Here is a 17,245-nt window from a genome sequence, read left to right on the forward strand (position 1 = left end):
ATGACAGTACTCAGCAGCCACAAGGACCCGGATGCGCTGACCCTCACGATCGTCGCGGAATTCGACGCGAGCGTCGAGCGGGTCTGGCAGGTGTGGGAAGACCCGCGTCAACTCGAGCGCTGGTGGGGTCCGCCGACCTGGCCGGCGACCTTCGAGCGACACGACTTCACCGTGGGCGGACAATCCCACTACTACATGACCGGCCCGGACGGCGAAAAGGCCCGCGGCTGGTGGACCGCCACCGTGATCGACCCGCCGCGCCGGTTCGAGTACGACGACGGCTTCTCGGGCAACGACGGCCAGCCCGACCCGTCCCTGCCCACCATGCACGGCGTGGTGACGCTGGACGAAGTCGGCGGGAAGACCCGGATGACCACGGTGACCGAGTTCGTCAGCACCGAGCAACTCGAACAGGTGCTGGCGATGGGCATGGAAGAAGGGATGGTCGGCGCGATGGGGCAGATCGACGCGGTGCTCGCCGACCAGACCCGGCAGGGGGTGGGAGTATGAGCGAGAACCTGGTCGCGGCAACACCCGGCACGGTGCGCTCGGCCGACGGCACCCGGATCACCTACGAAAAGGTAGGGAGCGGGCCGACGCTCGTGCTCGTGGACGGCGCGCTCTGTTCCCGCGATTTCGGACCCTGTCGCAGTTTGGCGAACCACCTCGCCGACACGTTCACGGTGTATTTCTATGACCGACGCGGTCGTGGCGCCAGCGGCGATACCCCGCCGTATGCCCCGGCGCGGGAGTACGAAGACCTGGAGGCCGTCATCCGGGCCGCCGGGGGGAACGCGCACGTGCTGGGGTTCTCGTCCGGCGGGGCGCTCGCCCTGCAGGCGGCGGCATCCGGAGTCCCGATGCGGCGCCTCGCGAGCTATGAGGCGCCCTACGTCGGACTCACCGAGGTCAACGGGGTCACGCCCGACCACCTCGGCCACGTGCAGGAGCTGATCGCCAAGGGTGACCGCGGCGGGGCCGTTGGCTACTTCATGGTGAAGATCGTCGGCGGTCCGGCATTCCTGCCGATTCTGATGCGGATGATGCCGAAGGCCGCCTGGAAACAACTGCGGGCCGCCGCGCACACGCTCATCTACGACACCTCCGTCATGGACGCCTTCGAGGTGCCCGCCGAGACCCTCGCGACGATCACCGTGCCGACCCTGGTGATGGGTGGCAGCAAGGCCAAGCCGAACATGGCCGCCGCCGTGGCCGCCATCGCACACGCGGTGCCGGGGGCAGTGCACAAAATCCTGCCGGGGCAAACCCACCAGGTGAAGAACGAGGTGATCGCACCGGAACTCACCGAGTTCTTCGCTGGGTGAGCGCGACTCCAGGGCTAGGGTGGCCACATGCCACCCAAACTTTCCGCCAGGCAGTTGTTCTGGACCGGGGTCGTGGTCACCGCCGTCGGCGTCTTCGTCGGACAGTTTCTGGTGACCATCGTGTTCAGCCTGTGGGGTGAGCGCGCCATCAATTCCACGCTGCTGCCGTCGATACTGCAACCGCTGGACGCGCTTCTGGTTCCGTTGGGCGCCCTGCTGCTCGCCACCTCGTTGATCGCACGAACCATCGAGGCGCAGACCCGGGCGTCGCATCTGCACGCATCCGCGCGGCGGATCATGCCGCCGCAACTGACGTCGAGGTCGATCCTGTGGACCGGCATTGTGCTCGTGGTGCTCGGCCTCATCCTGATCGCGTCCATCGGCGACTTCTTCATGCAGTTGTCCGGCAGCACGGATGTTGCGGCCAACCTCGCGCGGGATCTCTTGGGGCTGGTCGGGGTGCCGTTGCAGACGATCGCGGTGCCACTGGGCATCGCGCTGCTGCCGACGGCGCTGATCGTGCGGATGCTGGAGGTGCGCGTGCCGGACCACGACATGCCACGAGAGAGCGAGTTGAGCCGCCACTAGGCGCGCCGCCGCCGGCCCGCCGGGGTCGGGTTGTCGCCGAGCGATGCCTTTTCGGACCAGACACCCCGCCGCGGATGCCACACTCGTCCGAAAAGGTATCTCTCGGCGGGGATTAAGCGGCGGAGGACGCCCAGGCCAGGAGCCGGTCCAGCGCCCAGGTGGTCACGATCCGCTCCGGCGGCACGCCGTTGGCGGCTGCCCGGGCGGCGCCGTACTGCAGAAAGTCCAGCTGACCAGGGGCGTGCGCATCCGTGTCGATGCTGAACAGGCATCCGGCCGCCAGCGCCAGCTGGATGAGCTCGTCCGGCGGGTCTTGCCGCTCCGGGCGGGAGTTGATCTCCACCGCCACGTTGTTCTCGGCGCAGGCGGCGAAGATCTGGTCGGCGTCGAACTCGGACGGCGGCCGGGTGCCACGGGATCCGGACACCAGCCGGCCGGTGCAGTGCCCGAGCACGTTGGTGTGCGGATTGCGGATGCCGGCCAGCATCCGGGCGGTCATCGTCGCCGACTCGGACCGCAGCTTGGAATGCACGCTGGCCACCACGATATCGAGCCGGCCCAGCAGCTCCGGGGTCTGATCGAGCTCGCCGCTTTCCAGGATGTCGACCTCGATGCCGGTGAGAATGCGCAGGCCGTCGGCATCGGCGTTGAGCCGCTCGACCAGCTCGATCTGCTCGCCGAGCCGCTGGGCGGTCAGTCCGTTGGCGACCGTGAGGTTGGGGGAGTGGTCGGTCAGCGCCTGGTACTCGCGGCCCAGCGCCTTCGCGGCTTGCGCCATCAGTTCGACCGGCGATCCGCCGTCGGACCAGTTGCTGTGGCTGTGCAGATCGCCGCGCAACAGGGCGCCCAGCTCCTCGCCGCCCTCGGCGAGCGGATGCGCGCCACGCTCGCGCAGATCCGCCAGGTAATCCGGCACCGCCCCGCCGAGCGCCTGCTCGATCACCTGGTAGGTGCGATCGCCGATGCCTTTGGTGCGCTTCAGCCGCCCATCATTGGCGCGGGCGGCCAGCTCGTCGCGGCTGAGGTCGCCGATGATGACGGCCGCCTTGCGGAAGGCCTGCACCTTGAACGTGGGCGCGAGCTCGCGTTCGAGCCAGAAAGCGATCTCGTTCAGCGCGTCAACGGCATCCATGGGTCCATCCTCCCCTCACCGCGCCCGATGTGAGCTCTAACGCACCCCGAATTCTCGGTGCGCGCCACCGGATACCGGGGCAGCGTCGGCCCGGCGAACACTGTCAAGGCCTTGTACTTATCCCGCGGGAACCGGATGATTTAGCACGCCTGCCCACTCGAGCACCCGCCGAGTCTCGGCCGGCTGAGAAAGGCAGATCATGAACGAAGGGGTCGGGGAGTTGCCTCCCGTCCTGGTGTCCGTCGACGCCGTCGCCCGAACCGGAAAACGGATCGAGGCCGAACTCACCAAACGGTATGGGGACGATTACGAGGTCGCCTGCCCAGACGCTCCACAGCTAGGCATGGAGATTCTGGAGGGATTCAAGCGCGACGGGCGCCGGGTGGCCATGATCTTGGCTGCTGCGTTCCTGCCGGGGATGGACGGCACCGACTTCCTCGCGCGGGCGCATCAGTTATTTCCGGCGGCGAAGCGTGGATTGCTCATCGACTGGGGCGACGCCAGAACATTCGACCCGGTCCGCCGGGCCATGGCACTTGGCCACATCGACTTCTTCGTGCAGAAACCGCTCGCGCCCCGGGAAGAGAACTTTCACCGCGCCATCTCGGAGCTTCTCGAAGAGTGGGCATACTCCCAGGGACTTGGTGTGGAGGCCGTCCGCATCGTGGGTGAGCGGTGGTCGCAGCGTTCACAGGAAATGCGCACCCTGCTGGAGCGGTACGGGATCCCGTTCACCTTCCATCTCGCGGATGCTCCGGAGGGCCAGCAACTCCTCGCCGAGGTCGGCGTATCCAGCGAGAGATTGCCGGTGTTGCTCCTGTTCGACGGCCGCGTTCTCGTGGATCCCGAATACTTCGAGGTCGCGGATGCGTTCGCTGCCAGTGTGGAAATCGGTGGCGAGCACCAAGACCTCACCATCGTCGGCGCGGGTCCCGCCGGACTCGCCGCCGCCGTATACGGAGCCTCGGAAGGCTTGGACACCCTGGTCCTGGACCATGAAGCGATCGGCGGGCAGGCCGGGGCAAGCTCCAACATCCGCAATTATCTCGGCTTTCCGCGGGGGGTGGGCGGTAGCGAGCTGGCACGGCGGGCGTACCTGCAAGCCTGGCTGCTCGGGGCGCGATTCAACTTCCTCAGATCCGTGACGCAGCTTCGTGCGGAAGATGATCAACTGGTCCTGGACATTGCCGGCGTCGGTTCGGTCACCTCGCGAGCGGTGGTCCTCGCCCTCGGAGTTCGTTACACGCGGCTGCAGGTGGATTCGCTCGACACCCTGGTGGGCGCCGGCGTCTTCTATGGCGCCGCTGCATCCGAGGCGCGGGGCATGGTGGGGGAGGACGTGTGCGTGGTGGGCGGCGCGAATTCCGCCGGTCAGGCTGCCCTTCATCTTGCGCGGTACGCCAACAGCGTCACCATGATCGTGCGCGGCGACTCGCTGGAGACAAAAATGTCTCAGTATCTCGTCCGGGAGATCGGCGCCACCGGTAACGTCATCGTGCGGCTGGGTGAGCGCGTGGTCGGCGGCGGCGGGCCGGTGCGGCTTGATCACGTCGTCATCGAAGACGCGGACGGGGTGACGAGGACCTTGCCGGTGTCCGCGCTGTTCGTCCTGATCGGCGCGCGTCCGCACACCGAGTGGCTCCCCGCTGCGATCTGCCGGGATGAACACGGGTTCGTGCTGGTCGGTGCGGATGTCGCCAACTCCGGATCCTGGCCGTTGCAGCGGGCGCCGCTGCAGCTCGAGACCTCGCTGCCCGGTGTGTTCGCGGTGGGGGATGTGCGGCGCGGATCCGTGAAGCGGGTCGCGTCCGCCGTCGGCGACGGAGCGGTGGCGGTGCAACTCGTGCAAGAGTTCCTGGAGGCGTAGCGTGCCGGGAGCAGCCCGGGAGCTGGTTGCTAGTGGTTGGCCCGAGCCGGCCCCGGCACGCCGTGGGAGCGCACGAAGTTGCCGTGGGCGGCGGCGGTGGCAGCGCGCAGGGTGCGGTAGTAGCCGATCAGCTGACGGTCCTCTGAGCGTTCCGCCCAGGTCACGGCACGGTAGCCGTGTTCGCCTTCGAGGGCGAGCATCCGGATGACGCCGTAGCAGCGGCCCATCGGGTCGATCATCCGCCAGGTACCCGGTTCGTCCTCGACGGCGGCGAGCACCGGATGCCAGTCGGCGGTCGGTGGCCGACGCGCGTACGCATCGACGGCATCCTGCACTCGGTGTGTCATGGCCATGATGTTTCCTGCTCCCTGGGTGGTGAGCAGCCGGCCCTGCAGCGACAATTTTAGATCAGCACACCGACACGGACCAGGGTGAGAAGACGGATGCGCGCCGGGCCGCCAGCGGACCGGTTACGGCCGGCGACCGCCGCCGGATCGCTTCGTGCGTGCGGGTTTGGCCACCTTCGGCGGCAGCGCGGCGGCGGCCGACAGCGCCCTGGCCACCCAGTACGCGGCCTGTTCCGGATCCTCACGCCAGGTCGCGGGCAGCGCCAGATAGCCCCCCATCGGCCGACCTTCCGGACCGTACGGGCCGACCCCGTCGAGCAGCTCCAGTTCAGCGCGGCCCACCTCGTCCAGGCGAACGCCGACACTCGAGCCGAACAGGCCGGCGAACATGTTCCCGTTCGCGAACGCCCCGAGGTTGCCGAACATCGGCTTGACCTCGACGGCCGGATGTTCCGGCACCAGCGAGCGGAAGAAGGCCTTGTCGTCCTCGGACGGCCTGGGTACCTGCATCGGCCCAGTCTGCCCCGTGCCCCGGTCAACGGGTAGCCGCATCACGTTGGTTCCAGCCCCGCTGATCAGGGCATCGGCGGTTCCAGTGGAAGCACGGTCCCGGCACCGCCATCGACTTGCACCAGCTGCCCCGTATGCAACCGACTGGTCGCGTCGCCGGTGCCGACCACGGCCGGGATGCCGAATTCCCGTGCGACCAGGGAGGCATGCGCGGCCAGGGTGCCGCCATCGGTGACCACGGCGGCGGCGCGGTCGAACAACGGCGTCCAGGCGGGGGCGGTGGCCTTGGCCAGCAGCACCTCTCCGGCGACGAAACTGTCGAAGTCCTCCGGTCCCCTGATGAACCGCACCCGGCCGGTGGCGCGGCCGGTGCTCGCCGGATGCCCGACGACCGCACCCTCCGGCAGGTCGGTGGCGGTCCGCACCGCCGCGACCGCGCGCCCGATCGGGTCGCCAATCAGCCGCGGTGGCACTCCCAGCGTGATCGGAGCGACCAGGCGGCGTTGCCGTTCCCAGACCGTGCGCCGCGCCTGCGCGGGCCCGCTGTGATCCGCCGACGCATCCGCCAGCTCCGCCACGTTGAGGAAGAACACCTGATCCGCGGCGCTGATCGTGCCTGTAGCCAGCAGCAGCTCTGCGAGGCGGCGGGCGCAGCGCCGCAGTACGGGCCAGCCGAGGGAGAGATCGCGGGCCTGCTCCTCCCGCAGCACCGCGTAGTGCTGGGTGACCGCCACAAGCTCGTTGAAGCGGGCGAGGAGTTTCGGAGTTCCAGCCAGCGCGGTGCGGCACGCTTGTTCGCAGTCAATGCGCGCGGCGATGACTGCGGCCGCGCGCGTCGGGTTCACCGTCGGTTCGGGGCTGTCTGGTTGAGTTTCGCCGGCGGTGGGGTGAAACCAGTCGAGAGAGGACACGCCGTGCGGAAGCAGGCGCGGCTCGGCGCCGGGCAACCCGCGCAAGAGAAGCTGATGCCCACCCGTTGCCTGCGACGTTCCCGCCAGCGGGCCGGCCAGGTGCCGACGCCAGAACTTGGCCAGGGCACCCTCCATTTTCCAGGCCGATCCGCCGACGATCGACAAGGACCACAGATACTCCCCGGTGCTGCGGCACAGCTCGGCCGCGATCTGCATCACCCGGGGCAGCGGCGCGCTCGGCACCTCCCGCGCCGAGCGCTCCACCAGCATCCGAAGGGCCGGCAGGCGCGTCTGACGCCAGGCTGTCTCGAGTCGGTGGAGCACCGCGCGGTCGGCGGCGGCCGGGTTGAGCGAGACCCGGGCGAGCGCGTTGTAGAGCAACCACGGTGCCCGGCCGCGGCTGTCCGCCAGCACCCGCCACAGGAGGTGTGCTGACGGGATCGGCGCGGCGTTGTAGTACCAGCCGTTGACGATGGCGAAGCGGAAGGGGACCCGCACGTGGGCATCCGCTGTCATGCCGTCGAGGTATCCGGATTCCAGCGCCGGCAGCAGCCACTGCGCGAACAGCGGAGTCATTGCCTCTGGCAGCCACTCGCCGAGCCGGAAGTTGCGCGACCACAACCCGGGGCCAGGAGCGGTCCAGTCGACCGGGTCGGGCAGGGCTGTCATCGGCCGAGCCTGGAGCAGGAACAGCCGGTCACTGTCGTCGATGGCCCATTCGATGTCCTGGGGCGGGCCGAACTGCTGCTGCACCTTGCGTGCCAGCTCGGCGATGCGCAGTGCCTGCTCGGCGTCCAGAGTGTCGGCGTGCAGGGTGTCGGCGTGCAGGGTGGCGGCGGCGCTCCGGGTGCAGGTCGCCACACCGGCGCGCACCGTCCACTGCTCACCGACCGAGTCACCGGACACCAGCGACTCGCCCAGCCCCCGGACGGCGGTGATCACCGTCTCGGCACGGTCGCCGGTCAGCGGGTTGGCGGTGAACGCGACGCCCGCAACCGTGGCCCGGACCATCTGCTGCACGAGCATCGCCATGCCCGTGGGGCGACCTGCACCGGTGGAGCGGCGGGCGGCGTCATAGGCGGCCACGCGGGAATCCGCGGCGGCATCGAAGCCGCGGCGCGCCGCCGCGCCAAGACCGGTCGCCTCCACGTCCAGGTAGGTCTCGTACATTCCCGCATAGGACGCGTCAGGCAAGTCTTCGGATGCCGCCGAGGACCGGACCGCGAACGGTCCGGCTCCGAGGCTCCGCGCCGCCTCCTGCAGGGCGGTGTCCAGCCTGTCGCCGAGGGCCGTCAGCGCCGCGGCGGTCACCACGAACCCCGGCGGCACCGGGAATCCTGCCGCTGCTGCCCGCGCCAGGGTGGCGGCCTTGCTGCCGGCCGACTCGACCGGCAGTCCGGAAGGGTCGTCGAGCCTGCGAAACGTGTGCGGTCTCGTCATGAGCGGATGACTCGATTCCGGTAGATAGCGTCGCAAATGCGTAGTGTCCCGATAGGTAGCGATGCTACTCTAGTACCGGGGACACACGCTGCGTCAAGGCGAAAGGAACCGAATGCTCCCGATGAGGCCAGAGGCGTTGAAGGGGCACCTGGATGCCCTGCTGCTGTCGGTGCTGGAAACCGGGCCGCGGCACGGCTACGCGGTCATCGAGGCGGTGCGCACCGGCAGCAACGGCACCTTCGACCTGCCGACCGGCACCATCTATCCGGCGCTGCACAGGCTCGAGCGGGCCGGTTTCATCCGGAGTCACTGGCAGGTCATTTCCGGGCGCCGCCGTCGCGAGTACGAGCTCACCGCCTCCGGACGCGGTGCGCTGACCAAGGAGCGAGCGGTATGGGCGCAGTTCTCCACGGCGGTGTCCGTCCTGCTCACGGGGGAGTCATGGCCGGCCGTCGCGGGCTAACGGCACCGGCGGCATCCGCCAGCACGGTGCTCGATCGATATGTTCAGACCCTGGGCGGCCTGCTGACCGGACCGGCCGCCGCCAGGGCCCGCATCCTCGAGGAGCTCCGCGGGCAACTCAACGAGGCCACCCGGGCGAATCTGGCGCGCCGGATGCCGGCCGAGGCCGCAGCCCGCGCGGCGCTGGATGACCTCGGACCCGCGGAGGTCGTCGCGGCCGGGTTCGCCGGCGAGTTGGCGATCCTGCGTGCGCGACGCGTGCTCTGGGCGCTGCTGCTCACCGGGCCGCTGGTGGGAATCTGGTGGTTGCTGCTGCTCACGCCGTCGCCATGGCCGCCGCGGTTCGGCGTCGTCTTCGCCGCGATCCCGGTGCTGCCGCTCATCGCTGCGGCGGTCGGGATCGGAATCGTGGTGATCGCGACCACCGGCTCCCTGATCCGGTGGCTCCCGGAGGCCGCGCCCAGGCGGGCACTGGTGGCAGCGATGGCCGTGGCGCTCGCCAGCATCCTCGGCGATCTGTCGGTGCTGACGATTCTCGCGGTGCGCGCCGTCACCGGATCTGCTGAGTCGTTCCCGTTGGCTCTCGCGATCATGGCGGTGATCGCCAGTACGATCCGATTGGTCGGATCCGCGTGGGCGGTGCGGTCGTGCCTCCGCGATGTCCGGCGTAGGTGATCTGCCCGGCCGGCGACCCCCGGTCGCACCGTGCGCCCGCGTGAGCTCGGCCTAGGAGGGTGATGGCGCGCGCAACCCGGCCAGGGTGATCCCGACCAGGCGATGCACCGCAGCAGCGGAGGGCATCGCTCCGGCGGCGGCAAGGGCGTGCAGGCAATAGCTGGCGAGCTCGTCGGGGGCGATATCGTCTCGGATGCCTCCGGAACCCGCGGCCTCGGCAAGCAGCTCCCGCAGGATGCCCCGCAATCGCTGCTCGGCCTCGTCGAGCCGGTGGTCGCGGTGCAGGAATGCCGCCAGTTCGGTGCCCTGGTGCCCGTGCGACCGGTGTGCGATCGCCGCGTAGGCCTCGAGTACCGCCTCCAGCCGCGCGCGCGCGTCGCCCGGTCGGTCCCGGGCGGCGGCAAGCTGTTCGAGGTGCCCGCCGACGTGACGCTCGTGCCAGGCGAGCAGGACCGCCTCAACATCTGGAAAGTACTTGTACAGGGTGGCCCGCCCGATACCGGTCTCCTCGGCAATGCGCGACATCGTCACGCCGAGCAATCCGTGCGCGTCCACCAGCGTCGCGGTGGCATCCAGGACTGCGGCGCGCACGTCGCGCCGGTGCGCCTCGATCGTCTCGTTCCACAGTTTCGGCACGAATCAAGGATACAGGATGACCCATCTCTCAACACCGTGTATTGCCCGCAACACAGTGTCACGTAAACTGGTGCGATGACCGATTCACCCCCGCCTGCCGATCGGCAGAAGACACCGTCCAGCGCCGAACAACTGGGCCATGACCGTGGTACGGCACCGCGCACACCGCGCTGGGTGAAGGTGTTTCTGATGGTCGCCATCGCCGTGGTGGTGGCGATCGTGATCGTGCACTTGGCGGGCGGCGGCATGGGAAACCACCTCCCGTGACGAAGCTGTCGCCGCGGCTGCGGAAGATCCTGCTCACCGCCCACGTGCTCGCCTCGGTCGGCTGGTTCGGTGCCGTCGGCGTCTTTCTCGCGCTGGCGATTTCCGGGCTTACCGGCGAAGGTGAGCAGCTGGTTCGTGCCGCCTACGGTGCGATGGGCCTGATCGGATGGTCCGTCATCGTGCCGTTGAGCCTCGCCGCGTTGCTCACCGGCGTCGTGCTGTCCGCCGGAACCAGCTGGGGTTTCTTCCGGCACTACTGGGTGATCATCAAGCTGGGGATCACTGTGGTCGCCACAGTGGTCCTGATGGTGCACATGCAGCCGATCGGCGCCCTGGCGGATGTGGCAGCTACCAAGGGTGTGTCGGGCGGCGTTCTGATCGACCTTAGGACCGAGGTTGTGGTGCAGGCCTCCGCGGCGCTGGTGGTGCTGATCGTGGCCACCGCCCTGTCGGTGTACAAGCCACCGGGCCGAACTCGGTTGGGCTGGCGCGTGCAGCAGGAACAACGGATGCCACCCCGCTGAGTGAGCGGACGGTCACCCGCCGGCGACCGCGAGGCGGGCGGTGACGACCGGCTTCTAGGTCAGGACCGCACCAGCCGAGCGATCGCCGCGGAGGCTTCGCTGATCTTCGCGTCCGCGACGGCGCCGCCCTCGCGGGCCGCCTCGGCCACGCAGTGGCTCAGGTGGTCGTCCAGCAGTTGCAGCGCCACGGTCTCCAGTGCTTTGGTCGCCGCGGACACCTGGGTGAGGATGTCGATGCAGTACACGTCTTCCTCGACCATCCGTTGCAGCCCGCGCACCTGCCCTTCGGCTCGGCGCAGCCGCTTGAGTAGTTCGTCCTTGTTCTGCACATAGCCGTGCATGGCGCCTCCAAGCTAGGTACCCTCCGGGGGTACCTACCAGCTTACGCTTTCCGCGGTTCCGGCGCTGCCCGCGGCCCGCTAACGTTGAGTCGTGGACGATCCGATCGGCACCTTCGGCATGATCGCCGAGTTGTGCGCCTGGATCGGGTTCATCGTGGGCGGGCTGTGCCTGTTCATCCGGCTGATCGTGCACAGCGTCGACGGCACCTGGCTGCGCACGCACGCGGCACTGGTCGGCGAGCCCGTCGGGTCGCGGGTGCGCTGGGTCGCCGACGACGGCGTTATCCGGGAACGCAACCTGGATGCCTGGGAGGGCGAGCATCTGGGCTCCTCACCGGAACCCGAGGTGTATTACCGCCAGAGCGATCCGGAACAGGTGCGGCTGGACCGGCGCAGCGCGGCAAGCACCGTGCTGGGTTTCGTGGGGTGGACGCTGGTCGCCATCGGCGCGGTGGCCGCCGCCATATCCATCGTGCTGCTGTTCATGAGCGGCTGAGGTTCAGCTCGCCACCGCGGTGGTCATGGTGAGCACCGTTGTGCCGTCGTCCGCGAGGGTCAGTGCCGCCTGCAACGCGCCGAGTTGCCCCAGCGCGCCGGCGTGTGTGCCGCCGCAGGGGATGCTCACCTCGCCGTCGGGCAGCGTGCACACCCACAAGCGGCGGTCGGTGAGCCGGTCGCCGTCCGCGTCGACGCGTACCGGCGCATCCGAGGCGATCCACGTGGCTAGCGATGCGTTCAGCGCGTCTTGGATCGTCGGCAAGTCGTCGGTGAGCGCCTCCGCGACGAAGCCCTTGCGTCGCAGCGACTTGTTCAGGCGGTAGGTGTCGATCGACCCGCGCGGCAGGATGCGCGACGAAGCGATCGCCGCGGCGTCAAAGTTCGGTGCGCCGAGCCCGTCGGCGGGCACCTCCTTGCTCCAGCGGTCTGCCAGCGCGCGGTTCAGTGCGAGCGCCGCCAGGTGGCATCCGGTGTGGCCGAGGCAGAGCGCGTTGCGATGTTCCGGGTCGACCGACACCGTGACCGGCTGGCCGACCGCCGGTGGGTCGGTCACCAGGTGCGCCACCACGAACGCCCAGCCCTCGGCGCCGCGGCGCACCGAGACGGCGTCGCCCAGGTACAGCGCGGTGCCGTCGGTGGCCGCCACGACGCAGTCACGCACCGCGGTCGAGCCGCCCGCCCAGGACAGCGTCGCCAGGTCCGGCCCCTGATCCGGCCAGCCGGCGTCCACCGGATGGCAGGCGGTGGCATCCAACAGCACCGCGCTCAGCCCGTCGCCGACCGGCTCGACGTGCAGCACACTCGCCGCGCTCACCAGCGCCCCGGACGGAAAGGTGACGACGGTGTCGGTGCGGGGAAGCGGCATGGTTCCATTCTGTCGCCTGCCGACCCCGGCTTCGCGTCACTGCCCGAGGCCGAGGAGCAGCCCGATCGCGATCGACATCATCACCGCGGCGATCAGGGCGTCGAGGACCCGCCATGACGCGGGCCGGGAGAACAGCGGCCGCAGCAGCCGCGCCCCGAAGCCGAGGGCGGTGAACCACAGGATGCTTCCGGCCGCGGCCCCGAGCCCGAACCACCAGCGGTCAGGGCCGTGCGTGCCGGCCACCGACCCGAGCAGCACGATGGTGTCCAGGTACACGTGGGGGTTGAGCCAGGTGAGCGCGGCGCACGTGGCGATTGCCGCCCGCAGCGAGATCCGCGGCCCCGTGGCTGACGCGATCAGCGCGGTCGGGGCCAGCGCGCGTCGGGCCGCCAGGATGCCGTACCCGACCAGGAATACCGCGCCGGCGATCCGGGCCACGATGAGCAGCCAGGGCGCGGCTTGCAGCAGCGATCCGAGCCCGGCCACCCCGACGGCGATGAGAATCGCATCCGAGGCCGCGCACAGCACCACGATCGGCAGCACGTGTTCGCGGCGCAGCCCCTGTTGCAGAACGAACGCGTTCTGGGCGCCAATGGCCACGATCAGCGACAACCCGAAGCCCAGCCCCGACATCGCGGACAGGAGGGCGACGGAACTCACGCTTCGAATCTAGGGCAGCACGGACACGCACCGCGCATCGGCGACCGACCGCCACCGTCAACCCATTGACCGTGTCCGGGCTGCAGCGTAGCGTGCCCGGGACTCTTCAACAGCAAAGGAAGGACTGATCATGAACACGAAGAATCGTCTCGGCATCCGGGGACTGGCCGTTCTCGGAGCCGTCGTGGCGCTCAGCGCCGTCAACCTGTCCGCTGCCGACGCGGATCCGGGTGGCGTTCCGGCCATCCCGCTCAACAACGGGCAAGAAACGACTGGGGCGAACACCGGCGCCAGCGGCTTCTTCACCTACACCATCTCGGGTGACGAGCTCTGCTACACACTGAGTGCCCGAAACCTGTCCGCACCGGCGGTGGCGGCGCACATCCACATCGCGCCCCGTGAAGTCGCCGGCCCGATCCTGATCCCGCTGACCGTCGGATCGGGCACCGAGTGGACGGTGCAGGCGTGCACGACCGCCGATCCTACCCTGCTCGGCAACATCGCCGCCCACCCGCGGGACTACTACGTCAATGTGCATACGCCGACCTTCCCGGGCGGCGAGATCCGTGGCCAGCTCAAGTAACCGCAAGGTTGCGCGCGCCGGGACCGGCGGGACCCGGGCGCTTCTGTAGGTTGTCGGTATGCCCAGCGAAGCGGTAGCGCTCCCGGTCCCCGGTCCACACGGTGAGCGTCAGGTGCGCATCTCCAGCCCCAGGCGGGTGCTGTGGCCGGAACTCGGGATCACCAAACTCGACCTGGCGAACTACATCGTGGCGGTGGGCGACGCGTTCGTGGCGGCGAACGGCGACCGGCCGGTGTCGCTGCAGCGGTTCCCCGAGGGCATCGACGGCGAGCAGTTCTTCTCGAAGAACCCGCCCAAGGGCGCTCCGGAGTATGTGCGCTCGGTGATGGTGGTCTACCCGAGCGCCCGGACGCATCCGCAGCTCGTGATCGACGAGCCGGCCGCGGCGGTGTGGGCGGTGCAGATGAACACCATCGTGTTCCACCCGTGGCCCTCGCGCGCCGAGAACTCAGACAACCCCGACCAGCTGCGCATCGACCTCGACCCGCAACCTGGCACCGACTTCGACGACGCGGTGCCCGCGGCTCTCGAGCTGCGGGCGGTGCTGGCCGAAGCCGGCCTGGATGCGTTCATCAAGACCTCCGGCAATCGCGGCCTGCACGTGTTCGCACCGATCGAACCGACGCGGGAGTTCCTGGACGTGCGCCACGCCGTCATCGCCGCCGCGCGGGAGCTGGAACGGCGGATGCCCACGGAGGTCACGACCGCCTGGTGGAAGGAGGAGCGCGGCAAGCGGATCTTCGTCGACTTCAACCAGGCCAACCGGGACCGCACCATGGCGGGCGCCTACAGCCCGCGCGCACTGCCGCACGCGAGTGTCTCGACGCCGCTGGAGTGGGAGGAACTGGGCAGCGCCGATCCGAAGACGTTCACGATCGGCACCGTGCCGCAGCGGCTGAGGCAGAACGGCGACCCGTGGGCGCGGTTCCACGAGCATCCCGGCAGCATCGATGTGATGTTGAGTTGGTGGCAACGCGACCTCGACGCGGGACTGGGCGAGCTGCCGTTCCCGCCGGACTACCCGAAGATGCCGGGGGAGCCGCCGCGGGTGCAACCCAGTCGGGCCCGCAAGCCGGAGTAGCCCCCTAAAGCACCGCGCCGAGCCACAGACCCACCGCGGCGACGAGCACGGCGGCCGCCAGCATCCCGAACGAGTTGAGCAGCGCCAGTGCGGTGTGATGCGTCTGCAGCAGCCGCACGGTCTGGAGGCTCGTCGTGCTGAAGGCGGTGAACCCGCCCACCAGTCCGACGCCGATCACGACGGTCCAGCTTTCTGGCAGCACCCGCCCGCCCGCAAGCCCGATGACCAGTCCCAGCACGAACGAGCCGGAGATGTTGATCGCGGACATCGCCACCGGGTAGGTCGAGGCGATGCGACGGTGCACGGATGCGTTGAGCAGCAGGCGCAGCGCCGCACCGACGCCGCCGGCGATGGCCATCAGGGCCGTGGCGATCATGGGTGTGCCTCGTCCCGAACTGCCGGTGGCGCGCTGGGGTGCCGGTGGGTCGCGACCACGATGCCGAGCCAGGTGGCGGCGGCGCCGGCGGCGATGGTGGCCATGCCGTACCCGACCGCCAGCAGCGGATGCCCGTGCCGGGCGACGGTGACGATGTCGACCGCCAGTTGCGCGTAACTGGTGAAGGCGCCGAGGAACCCGGTGCCGACCAGCAGCCGCACGGTGCGGCGCCGGCTGGATTCCGTGCCGTGCGCCAGGGACTGCAGCAGCAGGCCGAGAGCGAACGGACCGAGCAGGTTGACGATCACGGTTCCCGCGGAGACGGTCTGCCAACTCGGGGAGATCTCGACCAGACCGAACCGGGCCACGGTTCCGGCTACGCCGCCGATCGCGGCCAGCGCGAGGTCGCGGGGCCGGAGCCGGATCGGGACGGGCACGCCGGCGATGGTGCGGGAGACTTCCAGGTCGCTGTTGATCGGCAAGACCGACGAGCGCACCATCATCCCAGTATTCCACCGCCGCGCTGTTGCACCGCCGCGCTGTTCCGCCGCTGCGCCCCGCGAATTTCCGCCGCGCCGCCGCGTGCCGAGGCGATGTCGGTGGCTCGTTTTACGCTGGCGCCATGGAAATCACGAACTGCCCAGATTGCGGCAATGAGATCATGAACACCGGCCTGGCGTTCTGGCCCGGCAGTGACGAACCGGTCGCCATCCTCGCCTGTCAGGGCGAAGACTGCGGATGGGTCGGCATCGAGTTCGAGGTTCTGTTCGGGCACAGTGGGGTGGAACGCGGTCTGGTCGCGTCCGTCGCGTAACCGCTACACCAGCACCTGGCTCAGGTCGTAGGCGATCGGCCGGTCGAGCTGCTCAAAGGTGCACGAGCGGGCATCCCGGTCCGGACGCCACCGGTCGAACTGCACGGTGTGCCGGAACCGCATCCCTTCCATCTGGTCATAGCGCACCTCGATCACCCTGCTGGGTTCCAGCTTCACGAACGAGACGTCCTTGCCGGAGGAGAACCGGCTGCGGTCGGTCTCGCCAGTGACGATCTCGCCGTCGTCGTCGCGCAGCACGAGCGGCGCCAGCTCGTCGACGAGCTCGTGCCGGCGTCGGTCGCTGAACGCGGATGCGCCGCCGACGTTGCGCAGCTCGCCATCGGCGTCGTACAGTCCCAGCAGCAGCGAGCCCACCCCGCTGCCGCTCTTGTGCACCCGGTAGCCCAGCAGCACCACATCGGCGGTGCGATGGTGCTTCACCTTGAGCATGAGCCGCTTGCCCGGCGCGTAGGCGGCGGTCAGCGGCTTCGCCACGACGCCGTCCAGGCCGGCACCTTCGAACTCGACGAGCCACTGGCGGGCGAGTTCGACATCCGTGGTGGTCTGCGCCACGTAGATGGGGTCGGGAAGTTTCCCGGCGAGCTCCTCGAGGGCCTCCCGCCGCTTCGCGAACGGAGCGTCCAACATACTGTCCTCGCCCAGACCGAGCAGGTCGAACGCGACGAACATGGCCGGGGTCTCCTCCGCCAGCTTCCGTACCCGACTGTCGGCCGGGTGGATGCGCTGGGAGAGGGCCTCCCAGTCCAGCCGCTGCGCGCCCGGCTCGCCGGTGCGCACCACGATCTCGCCGTCGAGCACGCACGGTGTCGGCAGCAGCCGGCCGAACGCCTGGGTCAACTCCGGAAAGTAGCGGGTGAGCATCTTGGAGCCGCGGCTGCCGATCTCGGTGTGCTCGCCGTCGAAGTAGACGATGGCGCGGAAGCCATCCCATTTCGGCTCATAACTCAGGCCGCCCGGCACGCTGTCCTGCTCCGGGACCGCATCCACCGCCTTGGCCAGCATGGGCGAAACCGGGGTGGCGGAAGAAAGGAGCATGTCTTGATCTTCCGCCTTCGGCCGCCGCGCCGAAAGGGCTTGAGGTGAACGTGCGGCGGCCGACCGGCCGCTGACACGGGCTAGGTGTACTGCCCAGGCAGGTTGGTTGAGTGGATGTGACGACACGCTGTAGTCGTTGTCGATGGTGAAGGACCTCCGGTCGTGGAGTGGAGCTGCTGAAGCATTCACTCTTCGAACCAGGAGGTCCTTCGTGTCCCACGCTAATGCCGCTTTGACCCGCCGTCACCGTTTGCGGATCGCGCGTCTGATCGTTGACGATCATTGGC

General features: G+C 69.2%; 23 protein-coding genes. 12 read left to right on the top strand and 11 right to left on the bottom strand.

Annotated elements, in window-relative coordinates; translation table 11 throughout:
- The 3 genes from ABFX56_RS14680 to ABFX56_RS14690 are packed head-to-tail and all read left to right on the top strand — an operon-like array spanning nt 1 to nt 1,913.
- On the top strand, nt 1-510 hold the full coding sequence (locus tag ABFX56_RS14680) for an SRPBCC family protein (RefSeq protein WP_346234104.1): 510 nt from the start codon (nt 1-3) through the stop codon (nt 508-510).
- A complete protein-coding gene (locus ABFX56_RS14685) occupies nt 507-1,325 on the top strand; it encodes an alpha/beta fold hydrolase (protein ID WP_346234105.1) in 819 nt (272 codons plus the stop codon). Before ABFX56_RS14680 ends, ABFX56_RS14685 begins: the two co-directional genes overlap by 4 nt.
- A gap of 27 nt (nt 1,326-1,352) precedes the next feature.
- The gene (locus ABFX56_RS14690; RefSeq protein ID WP_346234106.1) at nt 1,353-1,913 is read left to right on the top strand and encodes a hypothetical protein; all 561 of its coding nucleotides are present in this window, start codon (nt 1,353-1,355) and stop codon (nt 1,911-1,913) included.
- Nucleotides 1,914-2,025: 112 nt separating this feature from the next.
- Here ABFX56_RS14690 and ABFX56_RS14695 read toward each other — a convergent pair whose 3' ends face one another.
- Nucleotides 2,026-3,045: a PHP domain-containing protein gene (locus tag ABFX56_RS14695; protein ID WP_346234107.1), complete on the bottom strand. Its 1,020-nt coding sequence runs from the start codon at nt 3,043-3,045 to the stop codon at nt 2,026-2,028.
- A 199-nt stretch (nt 3,046-3,244) separates the two neighbouring features.
- Here ABFX56_RS14695 and ABFX56_RS14700 point away from each other — a divergent pair, with 199 nt between their 5' ends.
- Complete coding sequence (locus ABFX56_RS14700; RefSeq protein WP_346234108.1) at nt 3,245-4,912, top strand: NAD(P)/FAD-dependent oxidoreductase; 1,668 nt, start codon at nt 3,245-3,247, stop codon at nt 4,910-4,912.
- Between the two features lie 29 nt (nt 4,913-4,941).
- Here the strand turns inward: ABFX56_RS14700 and ABFX56_RS14705 are convergent, their stop codons facing one another.
- From ABFX56_RS14705 to ABFX56_RS14715, 3 genes are all read right to left on the bottom strand, one after another.
- The gene (locus ABFX56_RS14705; RefSeq protein WP_346234109.1) at nt 4,942-5,265 is read right to left on the bottom strand and encodes a hypothetical protein; all 324 of its coding nucleotides are present in this window, start codon (nt 5,263-5,265) and stop codon (nt 4,942-4,944) included.
- Between the two features lie 117 nt (nt 5,266-5,382).
- Entirely contained in the window at nt 5,383-5,769 is a 387-nt protein-coding gene (locus ABFX56_RS14710; RefSeq protein WP_346234110.1) for a TfoX/Sxy family protein, read from the bottom strand.
- A gap of 65 nt (nt 5,770-5,834) precedes the next feature.
- The gene (locus ABFX56_RS14715) at nt 5,835-8,120 is read right to left on the bottom strand and encodes a PEP/pyruvate-binding domain-containing protein (protein ID WP_346234111.1); all 2,286 of its coding nucleotides are present in this window, start codon (nt 8,118-8,120) and stop codon (nt 5,835-5,837) included.
- Nucleotides 8,121-8,232: 112 nt separating this feature from the next.
- On the opposite strand from ABFX56_RS14715, the gene ABFX56_RS14720 reads away from it, so the two are divergent.
- Together ABFX56_RS14720 and ABFX56_RS14725 are read left to right on the top strand one after the other, a co-directional pair.
- Nucleotides 8,233-8,583, top strand: coding sequence for a PadR family transcriptional regulator (locus tag ABFX56_RS14720; RefSeq protein ID WP_346234112.1), 351 nt, complete (start codon nt 8,233-8,235; stop codon nt 8,581-8,583).
- Entirely contained in the window at nt 8,514-9,257 is a 744-nt protein-coding gene (locus ABFX56_RS14725) for a permease prefix domain 1-containing protein (RefSeq protein ID WP_346234113.1), read from the top strand. Before ABFX56_RS14720 ends, ABFX56_RS14725 begins: the two co-directional genes overlap by 70 nt.
- 51 nt (nt 9,258-9,308) lie before the next feature.
- Here ABFX56_RS14725 and ABFX56_RS14730 read toward each other — a convergent pair whose 3' ends face one another.
- Nucleotides 9,309-9,893, bottom strand: a complete 585-nt coding sequence (locus ABFX56_RS14730) for a TetR/AcrR family transcriptional regulator (RefSeq protein WP_346234114.1) — start codon at nt 9,891-9,893, stop codon at nt 9,309-9,311.
- A gap of 75 nt (nt 9,894-9,968) precedes the next feature.
- On the opposite strand from ABFX56_RS14730, the gene ABFX56_RS14735 reads away from it, so the two are divergent.
- Together ABFX56_RS14735 and ABFX56_RS14740 are read left to right on the top strand one after the other, a co-directional pair.
- Nucleotides 9,969-10,160, top strand: a complete 192-nt coding sequence (locus ABFX56_RS14735; protein ID WP_346234115.1) for a hypothetical protein — start codon at nt 9,969-9,971, stop codon at nt 10,158-10,160.
- Nucleotides 10,157-10,684: a DUF2269 domain-containing protein gene (locus tag ABFX56_RS14740; protein WP_346234116.1), complete on the top strand. Its 528-nt coding sequence runs from the start codon at nt 10,157-10,159 to the stop codon at nt 10,682-10,684. Before ABFX56_RS14735 ends, ABFX56_RS14740 begins: the two co-directional genes overlap by 4 nt.
- A 59-nt stretch (nt 10,685-10,743) precedes the next feature.
- On the opposite strand, the gene ABFX56_RS14745 is transcribed toward ABFX56_RS14740, so the two are convergent.
- Nucleotides 10,744-11,025: a metal-sensitive transcriptional regulator gene (locus tag ABFX56_RS14745; protein WP_346234117.1), complete on the bottom strand. Its 282-nt coding sequence runs from the start codon at nt 11,023-11,025 to the stop codon at nt 10,744-10,746.
- A gap of 91 nt (nt 11,026-11,116) precedes the next feature.
- Between ABFX56_RS14745 and ABFX56_RS14750 the strand changes: the two genes are divergently transcribed.
- Nucleotides 11,117-11,521: a DUF3592 domain-containing protein gene (locus tag ABFX56_RS14750; protein WP_346234118.1), complete on the top strand. Its 405-nt coding sequence runs from the start codon at nt 11,117-11,119 to the stop codon at nt 11,519-11,521.
- Between the two features lie 3 nt (nt 11,522-11,524).
- Here the strand turns inward: ABFX56_RS14750 and ABFX56_RS14755 are convergent, their stop codons facing one another.
- The gene (locus tag ABFX56_RS14755; protein WP_346234119.1) at nt 11,525-12,388 is read right to left on the bottom strand and encodes an alanyl-tRNA editing protein; all 864 of its coding nucleotides are present in this window, start codon (nt 12,386-12,388) and stop codon (nt 11,525-11,527) included.
- A gap of 36 nt (nt 12,389-12,424) precedes the next feature.
- Nucleotides 12,425-13,021, bottom strand: coding sequence for a LysE/ArgO family amino acid transporter (locus tag ABFX56_RS14760; RefSeq protein ID WP_346234129.1), 597 nt, complete (start codon nt 13,019-13,021; stop codon nt 12,425-12,427).
- A gap of 157 nt (nt 13,022-13,178) precedes the next feature.
- On the opposite strand from ABFX56_RS14760, the gene ABFX56_RS14765 reads away from it, so the two are divergent.
- Both ABFX56_RS14765 and ligD read left to right on the top strand, forming a co-directional pair.
- Entirely contained in the window at nt 13,179-13,631 is a 453-nt protein-coding gene (locus ABFX56_RS14765) for a CHRD domain-containing protein (RefSeq protein ID WP_346234120.1), read from the top strand.
- A 58-nt stretch (nt 13,632-13,689) separates the two neighbouring features.
- Nucleotides 13,690-14,712: a non-homologous end-joining DNA ligase gene (gene ligD, locus ABFX56_RS14770; RefSeq protein ID WP_346234121.1), complete on the top strand. Its 1,023-nt coding sequence runs from the start codon at nt 13,690-13,692 to the stop codon at nt 14,710-14,712.
- A gap of 4 nt (nt 14,713-14,716) precedes the next feature.
- Here ligD and ABFX56_RS14775 read toward each other — a convergent pair whose 3' ends face one another.
- Nucleotides 14,717-15,088 (bottom strand): fluoride efflux transporter FluC, encoded by a 372-nt coding sequence (locus tag ABFX56_RS14775; protein ID WP_346234122.1) that lies wholly within the window; start codon nt 15,086-15,088, stop codon nt 14,717-14,719.
- Nucleotides 15,085-15,591, bottom strand: a complete 507-nt coding sequence (locus ABFX56_RS14780) for a fluoride efflux transporter FluC (protein WP_346234123.1) — start codon at nt 15,589-15,591, stop codon at nt 15,085-15,087. Before ABFX56_RS14780 ends, ABFX56_RS14775 begins: the two co-directional genes overlap by 4 nt.
- Before the next feature lie 119 nt (nt 15,592-15,710).
- On the opposite strand from ABFX56_RS14780, the gene ABFX56_RS14785 reads away from it, so the two are divergent.
- Nucleotides 15,711-15,902, top strand: coding sequence for a hypothetical protein (locus tag ABFX56_RS14785; protein ID WP_346234124.1), 192 nt, complete (start codon nt 15,711-15,713; stop codon nt 15,900-15,902).
- A gap of 3 nt (nt 15,903-15,905) precedes the next feature.
- Here ABFX56_RS14785 and ABFX56_RS14790 read toward each other — a convergent pair whose 3' ends face one another.
- Nucleotides 15,906-16,958 carry an ATP-dependent DNA ligase gene (locus ABFX56_RS14790; protein ID WP_346234125.1) on the bottom strand — a complete coding sequence of 351 codons (1,053 nt, stop codon included), beginning with the start codon at nt 16,956-16,958 and terminating at the stop codon, nt 15,906-15,908.
- Nucleotides 16,959-17,245: the final 287 nt, after the last annotated feature.

It is taken from the genome of Parafrigoribacterium mesophilum, assembly GCF_039652555.1.
GTDB lineage: Bacteria > Actinomycetota > Actinomycetes > Actinomycetales > Microbacteriaceae > Parafrigoribacterium > Parafrigoribacterium mesophilum.

What these genes read in the sequence shown, in the direction of transcription:
- ABFX56_RS14720 (WP_346234112.1), top strand. Translation starts at nt 8,233, where the DNA reads ATGCTCCCGATGAGGCCAGAGGCGTTGAAGGGGCACCTGGATGCCCTG.
- ABFX56_RS14685 (WP_346234105.1), top strand. Translation starts at nt 507, where the DNA reads ATGAGCGAGAACCTGGTCGCGGCAACACCCGGCACGGTGCGCTCGGCC.
- ABFX56_RS14785 (WP_346234124.1), top strand. Translation starts at nt 15,711, where the DNA reads ATGGAAATCACGAACTGCCCAGATTGCGGCAATGAGATCATGAACACC.
- ABFX56_RS14780 (WP_346234123.1), bottom strand. Translation starts at nt 15,591, where the DNA reads ATGATGGTGCGCTCGTCGGTCTTGCCGATCAACAGCGACCTGGAAGTC.
- ABFX56_RS14765 (WP_346234120.1), top strand. Translation starts at nt 13,179, where the DNA reads ATGAACACGAAGAATCGTCTCGGCATCCGGGGACTGGCCGTTCTCGGA.
- ABFX56_RS14735 (WP_346234115.1), top strand. Translation starts at nt 9,969, where the DNA reads ATGACCGATTCACCCCCGCCTGCCGATCGGCAGAAGACACCGTCCAGC.
- ABFX56_RS14775 (WP_346234122.1), bottom strand. Translation starts at nt 15,088, where the DNA reads ATGATCGCCACGGCCCTGATGGCCATCGCCGGCGGCGTCGGTGCGGCG.
- ABFX56_RS14760 (WP_346234129.1), bottom strand. Translation starts at nt 13,021, where the DNA reads ATGTCGGGGCTGGGCTTCGGGTTGTCGCTGATCGTGGCCATTGGCGCC.
- ABFX56_RS14725 (WP_346234113.1), top strand. Translation starts at nt 8,514, where the DNA reads ATGGGCGCAGTTCTCCACGGCGGTGTCCGTCCTGCTCACGGGGGAGTC.
- ABFX56_RS14710 (WP_346234110.1), bottom strand. Translation starts at nt 5,769, where the DNA reads ATGCAGGTACCCAGGCCGTCCGAGGACGACAAGGCCTTCTTCCGCTCG.
- ligD (WP_346234121.1), top strand. Translation starts at nt 13,690, where the DNA reads ATGCCCAGCGAAGCGGTAGCGCTCCCGGTCCCCGGTCCACACGGTGAG.
- ABFX56_RS14790 (WP_346234125.1), bottom strand. Translation starts at nt 16,958, where the DNA reads ATGCTCCTTTCTTCCGCCACCCCGGTTTCGCCCATGCTGGCCAAGGCG.
- ABFX56_RS14745 (WP_346234117.1), bottom strand. Translation starts at nt 11,025, where the DNA reads ATGCACGGCTATGTGCAGAACAAGGACGAACTACTCAAGCGGCTGCGC.
- ABFX56_RS14755 (WP_346234119.1), bottom strand. Translation starts at nt 12,388, where the DNA reads ATGCCGCTTCCCCGCACCGACACCGTCGTCACCTTTCCGTCCGGGGCG.
- ABFX56_RS14690 (WP_346234106.1), top strand. Translation starts at nt 1,353, where the DNA reads ATGCCACCCAAACTTTCCGCCAGGCAGTTGTTCTGGACCGGGGTCGTG.
- ABFX56_RS14705 (WP_346234109.1), bottom strand. Translation starts at nt 5,265, where the DNA reads ATGGCCATGACACACCGAGTGCAGGATGCCGTCGATGCGTACGCGCGT.
- ABFX56_RS14715 (WP_346234111.1), bottom strand. Translation starts at nt 8,120, where the DNA reads ATGACGAGACCGCACACGTTTCGCAGGCTCGACGACCCTTCCGGACTG.
- ABFX56_RS14680 (WP_346234104.1), top strand. Translation starts at nt 1, where the DNA reads ATGACAGTACTCAGCAGCCACAAGGACCCGGATGCGCTGACCCTCACG.
- ABFX56_RS14700 (WP_346234108.1), top strand. Translation starts at nt 3,245, where the DNA reads ATGAACGAAGGGGTCGGGGAGTTGCCTCCCGTCCTGGTGTCCGTCGAC.
- ABFX56_RS14695 (WP_346234107.1), bottom strand. Translation starts at nt 3,045, where the DNA reads ATGGATGCCGTTGACGCGCTGAACGAGATCGCTTTCTGGCTCGAACGC.